At 71.0% G+C, this 13,100-nt stretch carries 13 protein-coding genes, 1 tRNA gene and 1 pseudogene; 7 read left to right on the forward strand and 8 right to left on the reverse strand.

What is annotated here, in order from left to right; genetic code table 11:
- A partial coding sequence (locus tag CKY47_RS32755) for a helix-turn-helix domain-containing protein (protein ID WP_306750225.1) occupies positions 1-297 on the reverse strand: 297 nt, incomplete at its 3' end.
- Positions 298-909: 612 nt separating this feature from the next.
- Between CKY47_RS32755 and CKY47_RS32760 the strand changes: the two genes are divergently transcribed.
- The 6 genes and pseudogenes from CKY47_RS32760 (at position 910) to CKY47_RS32785 (ending at position 6,204) form a co-directional block, all read left to right on the forward strand.
- Positions 910-1,590: a YbaB/EbfC family nucleoid-associated protein gene (locus tag CKY47_RS32760; protein ID WP_306750226.1), complete on the forward strand. Its 681-nt coding sequence runs from the start codon at positions 910-912 to the stop codon at positions 1,588-1,590.
- A 7-nt stretch (positions 1,591-1,597) separates the two neighbouring features.
- On the forward strand, positions 1,598-1,918 hold the full coding sequence (locus CKY47_RS32765; RefSeq protein ID WP_306750227.1) for a WXG100 family type VII secretion target: 321 nt from the start codon (positions 1,598-1,600) through the stop codon (positions 1,916-1,918).
- Between the two features lie 11 nt (positions 1,919-1,929).
- Positions 1,930-3,060, forward strand: a complete 1,131-nt coding sequence (locus tag CKY47_RS32770; protein ID WP_306750228.1) for a hypothetical protein — start codon at positions 1,930-1,932, stop codon at positions 3,058-3,060.
- The gene (locus CKY47_RS32775) at positions 3,060-3,872 is read left to right on the forward strand and encodes a hypothetical protein (protein ID WP_306750229.1); all 813 of its coding nucleotides are present in this window, start codon (positions 3,060-3,062) and stop codon (positions 3,870-3,872) included. The genes CKY47_RS32770 and CKY47_RS32775 overlap by 1 nt, the downstream gene beginning before the upstream one ends.
- Before the next feature lie 372 nt (positions 3,873-4,244).
- A pseudogene (locus tag CKY47_RS32780) lies at positions 4,245-5,055 on the forward strand (helix-turn-helix domain-containing protein); the annotation flags it as partial.
- A 120-nt stretch (positions 5,056-5,175) separates the two neighbouring features.
- Positions 5,176-6,204, forward strand: a complete 1,029-nt coding sequence (locus CKY47_RS32785; protein WP_306750343.1) for an integrase core domain-containing protein — start codon at positions 5,176-5,178, stop codon at positions 6,202-6,204.
- Positions 6,205-6,306: 102 nt separating this feature from the next.
- Here the strand turns inward: CKY47_RS32785 and CKY47_RS32790 are convergent.
- The 7 genes from CKY47_RS32790 to CKY47_RS32820 form a co-directional block, all read right to left on the reverse strand.
- Positions 6,307-6,380: transfer RNA gene (locus CKY47_RS32790), tRNA-Pro, on the reverse strand.
- A gap of 180 nt (positions 6,381-6,560) precedes the next feature.
- Entirely contained in the window at positions 6,561-7,679 is a 1,119-nt protein-coding gene (locus CKY47_RS32795; protein ID WP_306750230.1) for a sensor histidine kinase, read from the reverse strand.
- On the reverse strand, positions 7,676-8,335 hold the full coding sequence (locus tag CKY47_RS32800; RefSeq protein ID WP_306750231.1) for a response regulator: 660 nt from the start codon (positions 8,333-8,335) through the stop codon (positions 7,676-7,678). Before CKY47_RS32800 ends, CKY47_RS32795 begins: the two co-directional genes overlap by 4 nt.
- Before the next feature lie 21 nt (positions 8,336-8,356).
- The gene (gene der, locus CKY47_RS32805; RefSeq protein WP_306750232.1) at positions 8,357-9,763 is read right to left on the reverse strand and encodes a ribosome biogenesis GTPase Der; all 1,407 of its coding nucleotides are present in this window, start codon (positions 9,761-9,763) and stop codon (positions 8,357-8,359) included.
- Complete coding sequence (locus CKY47_RS32810; RefSeq protein ID WP_306750233.1) at positions 9,760-10,404, reverse strand: lysophospholipid acyltransferase family protein; 645 nt, start codon at positions 10,402-10,404, stop codon at positions 9,760-9,762. Before CKY47_RS32810 ends, der begins: the two co-directional genes overlap by 4 nt.
- A complete protein-coding gene (cmk, locus tag CKY47_RS32815) occupies positions 10,401-11,129 on the reverse strand; it encodes a (d)CMP kinase (RefSeq protein ID WP_306750234.1) in 729 nt (242 codons plus the stop codon). The genes CKY47_RS32810 and cmk overlap by 4 nt, the downstream gene beginning before the upstream one ends.
- A gap of 347 nt (positions 11,130-11,476) precedes the next feature.
- Complete coding sequence (locus CKY47_RS32820) at positions 11,477-12,595, reverse strand: DUF1015 family protein (RefSeq protein ID WP_306750235.1); 1,119 nt, start codon at positions 12,593-12,595, stop codon at positions 11,477-11,479.
- Between the two features lie 18 nt (positions 12,596-12,613).
- Here CKY47_RS32820 and CKY47_RS32825 point away from each other — a divergent pair, with 18 nt between their 5' ends.
- A complete protein-coding gene (locus tag CKY47_RS32825; protein ID WP_306750236.1) occupies positions 12,614-13,096 on the forward strand; it encodes a cation:proton antiporter regulatory subunit in 483 nt (160 codons plus the stop codon).
- Positions 13,097-13,100 lie beyond the last annotated feature (4 nt).

The raw sequence follows: 13,100 nt of genomic DNA on the forward strand, positions 1-13,100 counted from the left end.
GTAGGCCAGTCGGGCGGCCCGTTCACCGGCGGCGCGGAGGTCGTCGGCCAAGCCGGCGAGCAGGTCCACCGCTTCGCGGACGTAGCGCCAGGCGGTGCTGTGGGAGATGCCGAACCCGACGGCGAGGCGGGCGTGGATGTCGCCGTTGCGCAGGTGGGCAAGTACGAGCAGCGCCTGACGGCCGGGTTCCAGTCGACGCCATCGGGACCGACGCCGTGTTCGTTCCGCGCGGATGAGATCGGCCAGGCGGATGAGGGTGTGGTTGGACAGCGGAATCGCGGCAGGGTAAGACAGCACGGCGAGGCTCCCGGTTGGGGCATCGGATCTTGGTCGACTGCTGTCTTACCGGGAGCCTCGCCCACCGCGCCCCATCACCCAGCCCGGGCCGTGACCTGCACCGTCACGATGAAAATGGCTCAGTAAGCAGCACGAACGGTGCCAACCAAGCAGGGCGATATAGTCGTGCAGCAACCGCGAGTCGCCTTCAGTCCAACTTGAAGAGACGACCACTTGACCAACCGATATGTTGTCGACTCAACCCCCAGAATCGCCCAAACAATGACCTGAGCTGTGAAAACACTAAATCGGCAGGCGGCGGCGGTGCAGTTTGATGCACTTCATCGCGGTTCACTCCGGTTCATTCTCCTTGAATCCTCCCAATCGCCTCCCATCTTCCTTCCACTGCAGATTTATGTCGACCGCAACAGCCCTCGAACACATGTGCGTTCGACAAGCGCCCGTCTGCAAAGGCTCAATGCACAGGTCAGGGCCAAGGGGCTACCACTCCTGAACGGCCTCCGTCTCTTCCCACCCATTCGGGCACACAACGGACCCTTCACCTGCCATTATGGTTCCCGCTCCGTCGGCACCGCACGTGTCGTCGAGTCCGAACGTCCGGGAGGTCTTGTCGTGTCGGCTGAGTTCGACCAGCTCGTCGCCCGGTTCGAGCAGTTCCAGGCCAGGCTGCACCGGGTCGACGGGCAGTTCGCCGGCATCGGGGAGATGCAGCGGGAGTTGGCCTCGATGGAAGTGGTGGCGACCTCGCCGGACCGCGCGGTGACCGTCGTGGCGGGCCCGTCCGGGTCGATCAAGGACATCCGGCTGACCGACCACGCCATGCGCCGCCCGCCGCAGGCATTGGCTGCCGCGCTGATGGCGACCCTGCGCCAGGCCGTGGCCGAGGCCGCTCGCCGCCAGGCGGGCATCGTGGAGAACGCGCTCGGTGACGACATGCACCTCACCGACCAGGTGCTGGAGACCCAGGCGCAGCTGTTCGGGGTCACGCCGCAGGAGCTGCGCGCCATGACCGGGCAGGACCCGGCGCCCGCCGGCCCGTCCCATGGCGGTCCGCCACCGACGAGCCCGCCGCCGCACACACCGCCCGGGTCGGGGCCGGGGTTCCATCGGATGCCGCCCAACCCGCCCACCCGGCCAGCCCCGCCCCGCCGCCCCACGCCGGTCGAGGAACCGGAGGACTTCTCGCAGCGCCGGTTCCTCCGCGACGACCAACCGCCCTCACCTCCACGGCCGGGCCCCGCGCAGGACCGGGATGGTCGTTTCCCCAACCTCTACGACGACGAGGACCGGTGAGCCCACGATGAGCGGCTTCGAGGTCAGCCCGGACGAGCTGCGGGTCTTCGCCGGCAAGCTCGACGGCCACCGCGCCACCGCCGCCGAGATCGCCGGCCTGGCGGCCAAAGCGGACGTGTCGAACAAGTCCTGGGGCGTGGTCGGCCTGTTCGTCAAGGACAACTACACGCAGATGCTGAATGACCTGAACGAGTTGTTCACCGCCATGCAGGAGGGCCTGCAATCCGGTGCGGACAAGTTCACCGGCGCGGCGCAGGACTACGCCGACCAGGAGGAAGCGGTCAAGCAGCTGTTGAACGGCCTGCAGATCGAGCTGGACAACCAGTAGGGGCATCCACGATGGCGGAAGTGAAGACCACGGCCGGCGGCGTCGAGATCACTGTCGGGGAGAAGGACACCGGCCAGAAGGTCGCCGAGGCGGTCCCCTTCTACGGCAACTACCTCAAGACCGCGGAAGCGCTGGGCAAAGCGCAGAAGGACGGCGGCGCGGAGGTGACCGGCCTGGCCTCCGAGGGCACCGCCCTGATCGGGGCACTGGGCACGTCGGCCTACGGCATCGCCACCGACCCGATCGGCTGGCTGGTCGGCCAGGGGCTGAACTTCCTGATCAGCGTCGTACAGCCACTGGAGGATGCGATCCACTTCGTCAGCGGCGACGGCCCCGCACTGGCCCAGGCCGCGGAGAACTTCAACGCCATCGGCAAGGGCGTGGCCGAGCTGCGCAAGAAGTTCGACGAAGACCTGCAGAACTCGGTGATCAGCTGGGGCGGCCCCGCATCCGAGGTGGCGGGCGCGAAGCTCGGCGAGTTCGCGAGCGGCATCGACGGCGTGGCCGGCCAGGCCGGCGAGCTGGCGCAGATGCTCCAGATCTCCAGCATGATCATGACCATCGTCGAGGACTTCATCAAGGCGATCCTCACCGAACTGGTCACCTGGCTGATCATGATCTGGATACCCGCGCTGGCTGCAGCCGTGCCCAGCTTCGGGGCCTCGACCGCCGCCGCGGGCGCCGCGACCGGCGTGCGGGTCGCGGCCACCGGCAGCCGGGTGGCCCGCATCGTGGCCAGGCTTAAGCAGTTCCTGACCAGGATCCTCGACTTCCTGCGCAACCTGGCCCAGCGGGTCGGCAACGTCAAGACCGCCTTCCAGCGCTCCATGGCCAACAAGCAGATCAGCCACGCCGTCGCGGTCGAGATGAGGAAGGCGAAGCTGCCGGGCAGCGATTCACCGATGGTGAAGATCTGGGGCAAGAACGGCATGCTCGGCGAACGGATGCAGGACGGGTTCGACAAGTCCATGGTGGGTGCGGTCACCGACGCGACAGCTTCACAGCTGGGTGTCGGCAAGGGCACCAACGCCGGTATCGACAAGCCGATCCGGAACTACGGCGCAGGCCAGAAGGCCGCCGACTACGACGACACCGGCTCCGACCAGTCCAAGCAGCAGACCGAGGGGGACCTGGACATCTGATGGAGTACGTCCTCGATCTCGCACCGCTCATCGCGATCATCCTCGGACTGCTCGGCCTCGTGTTCTGGTGGCGTTGGCGCACCAAGCGCAAGGAGGAATGGGAGCACTCCGACGCCCTGTCCACACTCGCCGCCACCCCCGGAGGGAAGGTGGTCGGTCGGGAGGAGGCCCGCGCCTGGACAGCCGACCTGCTGCCACCCATGAAGTCCGACACCGAGGGCTTCATCGGTTGGCTGGGCACGGTGCGGCGGCCCCGCTTCGAGACCGCGCTGGACTTCCGGCGGGACGGCTGGTCGGTGCGCGTGAGCGAGGCGTCGATGGAGCAGGCCACCTCGGACAGCTCGAACACGTTCTACGAGCACCGGATCGAGGTTGCGACCTCGCCCCTGCCGGCGATGAAGATGTGCCGGCGGCTCCACGAGGGCTTTATGGGGCGACCGCCGACCCCGGCCCAGGCCGAGGCCGTCGGGCCGGCCGGTGAACCGCCGACGACCGCGGTGCGCGAGCAGCTGGACTGGCTGCCGGTCGGGCTGCCGGAACCGGCGAACCGGGAGTTCACCGTGTTCTCCACCGACCCGGCCGCCGTGTCCCGCGCCTTCACCCCCCAGGTCGCCGAATGGCTGGTCGCCGAGGCCGGCCCCAACCCGTTCCAGAGCCCGATGCCCATCCTGCTGATCTTCGAAGCGGGTTTCGCCTACACCACGGCGTCCCAGCGGATCGACCCCGACTACCTCCTGGCCCGCGTCGACATCATCCTGGGCCTGCTCGACCGGATGGGCGCGACCCCGGCCATCCCGCCCGTGACGACCTGAGGTCACGTGCCGAGGCCCGGCCGGCCAAACGGTGCGCAGCAGTTCCGGCAGTCGTCAAGCGGCACTCAACGACCTTCATCCGGCTGGCGGGCTGGTCGGTCCTGCCCGGCCGTTCCTCGACAGCCTGTGGGTGCCAGAACTCTGCAGAGGGATGCCGAGCTGTGGCGATCATGCCTCCTCTGCCGACAGGGCATGATCGTGAGGTGTGGCGTTACGACTGCTGTACCTGATCTTCGTCCGACTCGGTGGTTGGCTAGTTGTTGCGGGTCATGACGTTGGTGACGGCGGGTAGGACCTGAAGTAGGGGACGGGTCTTTCGGCGGCAGGATGAGAAGTGCGACCCACTCGTCCGCCGAGCAGAAAGACCCGTCCGTGCTCCACCGTAACGCGCCGCTGTCCGTCGAAGGCCGCCACCGCCTCGTCCAGCGTTGTAAGACCCGCCCGATCGCCCATGTCGCGGCCGAGATGGGCATCTCCCGGCAGTGCGCCTCCAAGTGGGTCAACCGCCATCGCCGCTTCGGCGAGGCCGGCCTGGCCGACCGCCCCAGCACTCCGCACCGGCAGCCCACCGCAACCCCCGCCGAGGTCGTGGTCCGGATCGAGCGGCTGCGGCGGGACCGCAAGTGGTCGGCCCGCCGCATCGGCCTGGAACTCGCCGCCGACGGCATCACCGTCTCGGTGCGCACCGTCGGCCGGCACCTGGCCCACCTGGGCCTCAATCGCCGCCGGTTCCTCGACCCCACCGGCGAGAACAACCGCGTGCCGCGGCGGATCGTGGCCCGCTGGCCGGGGCACATGGTCCACCTGGACGTCAAGAAGGTCGGCGTCATCCCCGACGGCGGCGGCTGGCGGGTCCACGGCCGGGGCAGCGAGCAGGCCAAACAGGTCGAACGCCAGCACCGGCAAGCCCCGCAGCTACACCTACCCGCACTCCGCGGTCGACGGGTTCTCCCGCCTGGCCTACACCGAAGCCCTGCCCGACGAGAAAGCGGTCACCGCGATCGGCTTCACCCACCGCGCACGGGCGTTCTTCGCCGCCCACGGCATCGATCACGTCCACCGCATCGTCACCGACAACGGCTCCCGCTACCGCGCCCACGACTTCGCCACCGTGCTACGCGGCGCCCGCCACCAGCGCATCACGCCCTACACGCCGCGCCACAACGGCAAGGTCGAGCGCTACCTGTGCCGCTCGAAAGTCATCGTCTCTGGTAGAGCAAACCTGTCACGGTGTTGCGAGCATGTCTGGGTGATCGTGTCCCTGCTGTTCAAGGTGGCCCGTAGGTTGCTGTCCGTCCCGTCGGTGCTTCTTCGGAGCGAGGCGGCGAAGGACGCCGAGCTGCTCGTGTTGCGGCACGAGAACGCGGTCCTTCGTCGACAACTGGCGGGTCAGGTTCGCTACGAGCCTGCGGACCGGTTCTGGTTCGCCGCCCTGTCCGGGCTGGTGGACCGTCGCCGGTGGCGGGAGGTCTTTCCGGTGACGCCGGGCACGCTGCTCGCCTGGCACCGCAGACTCATAGCTCGTCAGTGGGACTACTCGGCCCGTCGACGCACCGGACGCCCACCGACACGAGCGGCGGTCAAGTCGCTCGTGCTGCGGCTCGCCCAGGAGAACCCTCGGTGGGGTCATCGGCGAATTCAGGGTGAACTGGCCCGACTCGGCCACAGGATCGCCGCCTCAACGGTCTGGCAGATCCTGCACGACGCGGGCATCGACCCGGCGCCCCGCCGCACCGGTCCGACCTGGAAGGAGTTCCTCACCGCCCAGGCCCAGGGCATCATCGCGGCGGACTTCCTCCACCTCGACACCGTGCTCGGCAATCGCCTGTATGCACTGGCATTCCTCGAACACGGCACCCGACGCCTGCACATCACCGGCGTCACCGCCCACCCGACCCAGGCATGGACCACGCAACAGGCCAGGAACCTCGCCACCGACCTCGGACACCGGATGGAGTCCTTGCGCTTCCTGATCCGCGACCGCGACGGCAAGTACGGCCAAGCGTTCGACGCCGTCTTCCGGGCCGACGATCTTCGCGTGATCACGAGCGCGCCGCAGGCACCCCGGATGAACGCCCATTGCGAACGGGTCATCGGCACCATCAGACGCGAACTCCTCGACCACATCCTGATCACCGGCGAGAGCCACGCACGTCAGATACTCACGACCTACGAAGACCACTACAACCGGCACCGACCCCACCAGGCCCGAGACCAGCTACCACCCGAAGCCCGGCAACACCCCGCCGCGATACACGACCTCGACACCCACAGAGTGCTCCGCACCCGCATCCTCGGCGGACTCATCAACGAGTACAGACACACTGCCTGACCAGCAGCGATGACTTCTCGAGCGGCACAAGATCGACACTAGCGCACGAAAAAGCCCGCTGACCTGGGCTTTCATCCAGATCGAGCGGGCTTCTTCAGACCGTCGGGACGACAGGATTTGAACCTGCGACCCCTTGACCCCCAGTCAAGTGCGCTACCAAACTGCGCCACGTCCCGGCCGCATCCCGTTGTGGGGTGCGCGCATAGCTTAGCGCACCCGCAACCGGCCCCCGACGCGGCCCCCCGACTTTGCCGAACAGGGGGTTCTACCTGCGGAGACGGCGGAGGCCCGTGGTGGGCGGGCCTCCGCTGCCTTCCCCTCGGTCGGTACCGAATCCCCCGGTCGACGCCCGTCCACTATGCGGTGGCGTGGTCGGGGGCACTACCGCCTTTAGTCGAGTCATCTCCGTCAACTTTCGGGTGACCCGTCGGTAGCGTCGCCTCCAGCGTGAAGCTGCCGTCGGCCCTTGCTGTCGTCGTCAGGGTGCCGCCCAGCAGGCTCACCCTCTCGGAGAGGCCGTGCAGGCCCTTGCCGCCGTGGTCTGCGGTGGTGGCCGCCGGAGTGGGTGGGGGGCTGTTGGCCACGAGCAGGTGCATGCGGTCGCCGTGGGCGGTGATCCGGATCTCCACGGTGGCGCCCGGTGCGTGTTTGGTGACGTTGGTCAGGGCCTCTTGGACGACCCGGTAGGCGGCGCGCCCCACGGCTGCCGGCGGCGGTGGGCTGTGGCTCTCGCAGGTGACGGTCAGGCCTGCGGCTCGGGCTCGGTCGACCAGGGGTTGCAGGCCCTCCAGTCCTGGGGTCGGCTCAGGGGTGAGGAGGCCCAGGGCCGCTCGCATCTCGGTCAGCGACTCCTTGGCCAGTGCTCTCAGTCGGCGGGCCGTGTCCCTGGTGTCGCCGTCCTGGGTGGTGGCGGCCAGGGCTGCCGCCTCCACGGCTATGAGGGTGGCGTGGTGGCCTACGGCGTCGTGGATCTCGCGGGCGATCCTGGCTCGTTCCGCTGCCCTCGCACCGTCTTCCCTGGCCTCCAGTTCGGCGGCGCGGGCGCGGTGGGCTTCGGCGAGGCTCGCGGTCAGTTCGCGCCTGGTGGTGATCAGGGCACCGAGGGCGGTGGGGGCGCCGGACATGAACAGGCTGAACGTGACGGTCAGCAGTGCGGCGCCCGGAGGCAGTCCTTCGTGGGCTATGACGAATGCGGAGGGGACGACGGTCGCCAGCGCCACCCAGGTGATCATCAGCGGGGGGCGGGTCGTTCGTCCCAGGTGGTAGAGGGCCACCACGGCGGGTGGCCAGCCGAGGCCGCCCACCAGGGCCGGCAGGCAGAGGGCGGCCGCGGCCGAGGGGGCGCGGTGGCGCAGGGGGAGCAGGAGGCATGCCGCCAGGGCTGTGGGGATGGACCAGGTGAACGGGACGCCGCCGGCCATCAGGACCATCGCCGCGGGAACGGTGACCGCCAGGGCTTCGATCAGCACCGTCACCACGCGTCACGCACCTGGTGGGCCACGAGGGCTGCTTGCACCCGGTTCTCCACGCCCAGCTTGGTGAGGACCGTGGAGACGTAGCTCTTGACGGTGGCTTCGCTGAGCCCGAGCGAGGTGGCGATGGCCTGGTTGGACCGGCCCGACGCGAGCAGGGACAGGACTTGGCGTTCACGGGCGCTGAGGCCGTCCAGGTGTTGCGTCTCGCGGAGCCTGCGGGTGCGGAGCTTGGGCAGCAGGCGGGCGGTGATGCGGGGGTCCAGGACGGCGCCGCCGGCCGCCAGGTCGAGCATGGCGCGGACCAGGGTTTCCGGCTCTGCGTCCTTGAGCAGGAAGCCCTGGGCGCCCAGTTCCAGGGCGGTGGCCACGTAGTCGTCCAGGTCGAACGTGGTCAGCACGGCCAGTGCGGGCGGTGACGACCAGGCGAGCAGCGCCTTCAGCGCGGCCAACCCGTCCATGCCGGGCATCTGCACGTCGACCAGCGCCACGTCGGGGCGCGTGCGGCGGACGACGTCGAGCAGCGCGGCGCCGTCCGCGGCCTCGCCGACGACCACGACCCGGCCGTCGGCTTCGAGCAGCGTCCTGAGGCCCCGGCGCAGCAGCGGTTCGTCGTCAGCGAGGACCAATCGCACCGGCACTCCGCCAGGCAACCGCATTCGGCCTGGCGGAGCAACCGGTCACTTCTTGGCGCGCTTCTCCCGGACGCGGACGGAGATGCGGACGGGGCTGCCTTCGAAGCCGAATTCCTCGCGCAGTTTGCGCTCGATGAACCGCCGGTATCCGGCCTCCAGGAAACCGGTGGTGAACAGCACGAACGTCGGTGGGCGGGTGGCGGCTTGGGTGGCGAAGAGGACCTTGGGCTGCTTGCCGCTGCGCACGGGTGGCGGGGTGGCGGCGATGAGGTCGTTGAGCCAGGAGTTCAGCCGTCCGGTGGGCACGCGGGTGTCCCAGGAGCCCAGCGCGGTGCGCAGGGCGGGTGCGAGCTTGCGCACGGCGCGGCCCGTCAGCGCCGAGATGTTGACGCGTTCGGCCCACGGCACGCGGACCAGGCCGCGTTCGAGTTCGCGGACCATCGCGTGGCGCCGGTCCTCGTCGACGAGGTCCCACTTGTTGAAGGCCAGCACGCACGCGCGACCGGAGTCGACGACCATGCTCAGCACGCGCAGGTCCTGCTCGCTGATGGGTTCGGACGCGTCCAGCAGCACGATCGCCACCTCGGCCGATTCGATGGCGGCCTTGGTGCGCAGTGACGCGTAGTACTCGGCGCCGGACGCGAAGTTCACGCGCTTGCGCAGGCCGGCGGTGTCGACGAACCGCCACGTGTCGTCGTCCAGTTCGACGAGCGAGTCGACCGGGTCGACGGTGGTGCCCGCGGTGGCGTCGACGACGGACCTGTTCTCGCCGGTCAGGCGGTTGAGCAGGGATGACTTGCCGACGTTGGGGCGGCCGACGAGGGCGACCCGGCGGGGGCCGCCGCGCTGTGCCTCGAACGTCTCGCGCGGCGTCTCCGGCAGTGCTGTGAGGATCGCGTCGAGCATGTCGCCGGAACCGCGGCCGTGCAGGCCGGACACGGGGATCGGCTCGCCGAGGCCCATGGACCACAGGGACGCGACCTCGGCGGCGAGCCGTTCGTCGTCGACCTTGTTCGCGACCAGCAGCACGGGCCGCTTGGAGCGGCGCAGCAGCTTCACGGCGGCCTCGTCGTTCGTGGTGGCGCCGACGGTGGCGTCCACGACGAACAGGATCGCGTCGGCGGTGGCCATGGCCAGTTCGGCCTGGGCTGCGACCGCGGCCATCATGCCGACGGCGTCGGGTTCCCAGCCGCCGGTGTCGACCACGGTGAACTTGCGGCCGTTCCACAGCGCGTCGTAGGCGACGCGGTCGCGGGTGACGCCCGGCACGTCCTGCACGACCGCTTCGCGGCGGCCGATGATGCGGTTGACCAGGGTCGACTTGCCGACGTTCGGTCGGCCGACCACGGCCAGCACGGGCTGCGGCGGCGCGCCGCCCTCGTCGCCGTACTCGTCGTCGGTGAACGCGGTCCAGTCGGACTCGTCCGCCCAGGTGCCGTCCAAGTCCGTCATCGAACTTCTCCTCGCTGGCTGTCGAGCTCGGCCACCAGCGTGGCCAAGCGGTCGCGGACCTGCTCGGTGGCCTTCACGAGCGCCTGCCGACCCTTGTCGGCGGGCAGCTCGAAAGCCTCACCCACGAGCACGTCCACCACGGGCCGGAACCTCCGTCGGGTTCCGGCGGGGCGCAGGGTGCCGCGGCACGCCACGGGTACGACGAGCGCGCCGGACGAGCGGGCGAGCCACGCGGCGCCCTGCTGCGCCTCGTTCACGTCGCCCGTGCCGCGGGTGCCCTCGGGGAACACGCCGATCACGCCGCCGGCCCGCAGCACCTTCTGCGCGGCGAGCAGCGGTGTGCGGTCGGGTTCGCCGCGGCGCACGGCCAGCTGGCCGATCGCGCGCAGGCCGGTGCCCGCGACGCCCTTGAACATCTCCTGCTTGATCAGGAAGACCACGCGGCGGGGGAAGGAGCCGAAGAGGATCGGTCCGTCCGCCATGGAGCTGTGGTTGGCCACGATGACGACCGGGCCGGTGCGGGGCACGCGGTCGACGTGGTGCACGCGGACCCGGAAGAACAGCCGGAGCGGGCGGCGCGAGATCCACCGGCCGATGTCGTGCAGCCGGGGTGGCGTCCCCTCGGGGAGCGGATCGGTCACCCGTGCACCCGTCCGCTCGGTTGGGCCAGCAGGTCGTGCTCGTCGACCAGCGCCAGCAGTGCGGCGAGCACGCCGGCCAGGTCGAGGGAGGTGGTGTCGAGGACGACGGCGTCGTCGGCGGCGCGCAGCGGGGACACGGCGCGGGTCGAGTCGTAGGCGTCGCGTCGTTGCACGTCGGCGAGGGTGGCGTCCAGGGTGGACGGGCGGCCGGACGCGGCGTCCTGCTTGGCGCGGCGGGCGGCGCGGGCTTCGGCGTCGGCGGTGACGTAGACCTTGAGCGCGGCGTCGGGGGCGACGGTGGTGCCGATGTCGCGGCCTTCGACGACGATGCCGCCCGCTTCGTCGAGCGCGGTGGCGATGACGCGGCGCTGTTCGGCGACGAGCAGCGCGCGCACCTCGGCGACGGCGGAGACCGGGGACACGGCGAGGGTGACCTCGGGGCCGCGGATCTCGACGCCGACGTCCGCGCCGTCGAGGTGGGTGGTGGAGCGCTCGGGGTCCGTGCCCTGGACGAGGGTGGCCGCTCGGGCGACCCGGGTCACCTCGGCGGGGTCGGCGAGGTCGACGCCGGCGCGCAGCACGGCCAGCGTGATGGCGCGGTACATCGCACCGGTGTCGAGGTAGCGTGCTCCCAGTGTCGACGCGAGCCGACGCGCTACGGAGGACTTGCCGGTGCCGGAGGGACCGTCGAGGGCCACCACGCCACGCAGCTCACCGTGTCCCACGGGGGTTTCCTCCTTGAGGCGGTACTGCGGTTCGTCAACCTCCAATTGTGCCTGGTGCGGAGCGTCACACGCGCATCGGCCCGTTCAGCCGCCCCTCGGCCCGGTCGCACGCTCGCGCGGGGGTCGCCGCCAGGGGTCCCCCTGTTTCACCCTGCCGGCGTGGACCGACGGAACGGGGTGCCCGGCGAGCCGCCTGTGGACAGGTCGACGGGCTGTCCGCGGACTGCGGACGGACTGCCGGGGGTTGTCCGCGGGTCGCGGCCAGGCCGGGAACGGGCTGCGCACGAGCGCGGGCAGCAGACGAGGGCGGGCAACGGGACGGCACCCGACACGCGGCGGCCCGGCGCTCACGCCCTGCGCAGGTCCGCCAGCAGCAGCCCGCTGCGCGGCTTCGGGGTGAAGTAGGTGCTCTTGCGCGGCATCCGACGCCCGGCCTCGTGCACGGCCAGCACGTCCGCCAGCGGCACGGGGGCGATGCGCACCACGGCGTCGACGCCCGCCGGCACCGGGTCGGTGACCGGGCGGACGTGCGGGCTGCCCAGGCCGAGGGCGCGGCCGAACAGCACCTCCTCCACGACGGCGTGGTCGATGGGCCTCGGACCGGCGCCGTCGGGGACGGGCAGCGGCACGCGCACGGCCTCGGCGCCCGCCACCACCACGACCGCGCCCGGTGTCGGCGGGGTCGTGGGCGGGACCGGGGTGGCGTCCAGGCCCACCGCCCGCCATGCCGCGACCAGGCCGCCCATGCCCAGCCCCGTGTCGGCGAGCGCCCGGTGGATGGGGCCGATCCGCAGCGCGGGACCGGCGGTGACCAGGGCGAGCAGGCCGGTCAACCCGGCCGAGGCGGCGACCCGGTGGTTGCCGTCGGCGACCATGAGCGGGTGGGCGCCGGCGGCGTCCAGGAGTTGGTCCTGGTGCTCACCCGGCCCCACCAGCCACAGCCGGTGCCGCCGCCCGCCCGGGTCGACGACGGACGCGGCGGGCTCGTCGTCCACCGCCGTCACCAGGTCGGTCAGCGCGGTGTGCCCCACCGGCACGAGCATGGCGGCGCTGGTGGCGCACCCCAGGTCGGCCAGCACGCGGGCGCGTTCGGCGACCACCTCGGGGTAGACGTCCTCGGTGTGCCCGACGGCCGCCGGGTCGGCCATGCACAGCAGGCCGTGCGCGGTGCCGTCCGGGCCGTCCACGCGGTAGGGGGCGACGACGTCGCGCACCTCGCGGTAGGCGGTGCCGCGCAGTCGGGCGAGGTCGGCCCTGGCCCGCGGGAGGGCGTCGGGCAGCGGGACGCCCGCGGCGAGGGCGGCGGGGGTGCGGTGCGGGTGCTGGACGGCGAGCAGCGTGCCGGGGCGTGCGCGGGCCAGGGCGGCGGCGATGCGCTCGGGTTCGGCGAACTCGTCCACGTCGGGGCCCGGCACACCGCCCTTGACGACCCAGCCCCGTCCAATCGACCTCACCCGTCGGATCACCGGACTATGATCGGGCACATGAACGTCGAGGTCACGCCGCTCCCCGGAATCGGCACCCGCCAGGACTTCATGATCCGCGCGGGCAGGCGGATCGGGGTGATCACCTACCGCGACGGCAAGTTCGAGCTCATCGTGTCGCACTCGGACGACCCCGACGGCTGCGCGGCGTCCATACCGCTCTCGGCGGCCGAGGCGGGCACGCTCGCCGGCCTGCTCGGCGCGCCGCAGCTGGTCGCGCACCTGGAGGAGCAGCACCGCGACGTCGCGGGCATCTCGACGCAGCAGTTCCCGATCGTGCCCGGTTCCCGGTTCGACGGGCGCCCGCTGGCCGAGACGGAGCTGCGCACCCGCACGGGCGCCTCGATCGTCGCGGTCGTGCGCGCGGGTTCCGTGCACCCGTCGCCGCGCCCGGACTTCGTGTTCGGGGGCGCCGACCTGGTCGTCGTGGTCGGCACGCGTGAGGGCCTGAACGCGGCCGGTGAACTGCTGGGGAGTGGCTGAACAC

Source organism: Saccharothrix longispora, from assembly GCF_030852425.1.
Lineage (GTDB): Bacteria > Actinomycetota > Actinomycetes > Mycobacteriales > Pseudonocardiaceae > Actinosynnema > Actinosynnema longispora.

What these genes read in the sequence shown, in the direction of transcription:
- CKY47_RS32765 (WP_306750227.1), top strand. Translation starts at nt 1,598, where the DNA reads ATGAGCGGCTTCGAGGTCAGCCCGGACGAGCTGCGGGTCTTCGCCGGC.
- CKY47_RS32770 (WP_306750228.1), top strand. Translation starts at nt 1,930, where the DNA reads ATGGCGGAAGTGAAGACCACGGCCGGCGGCGTCGAGATCACTGTCGGG.
- CKY47_RS32775 (WP_306750229.1), top strand. Translation starts at nt 3,060, where the DNA reads ATGGAGTACGTCCTCGATCTCGCACCGCTCATCGCGATCATCCTCGGA.
- CKY47_RS32800 (WP_306750231.1), bottom strand. Translation starts at nt 8,335, where the DNA reads ATGCGGTTGCCTGGCGGAGTGCCGGTGCGATTGGTCCTCGCTGACGAC.
- der (WP_306750232.1), bottom strand. Translation starts at nt 9,763, where the DNA reads ATGACGGACTTGGACGGCACCTGGGCGGACGAGTCCGACTGGACCGCG.
- CKY47_RS32825 (WP_306750236.1), top strand. Translation starts at nt 12,614, where the DNA reads ATGAACGTCGAGGTCACGCCGCTCCCCGGAATCGGCACCCGCCAGGAC.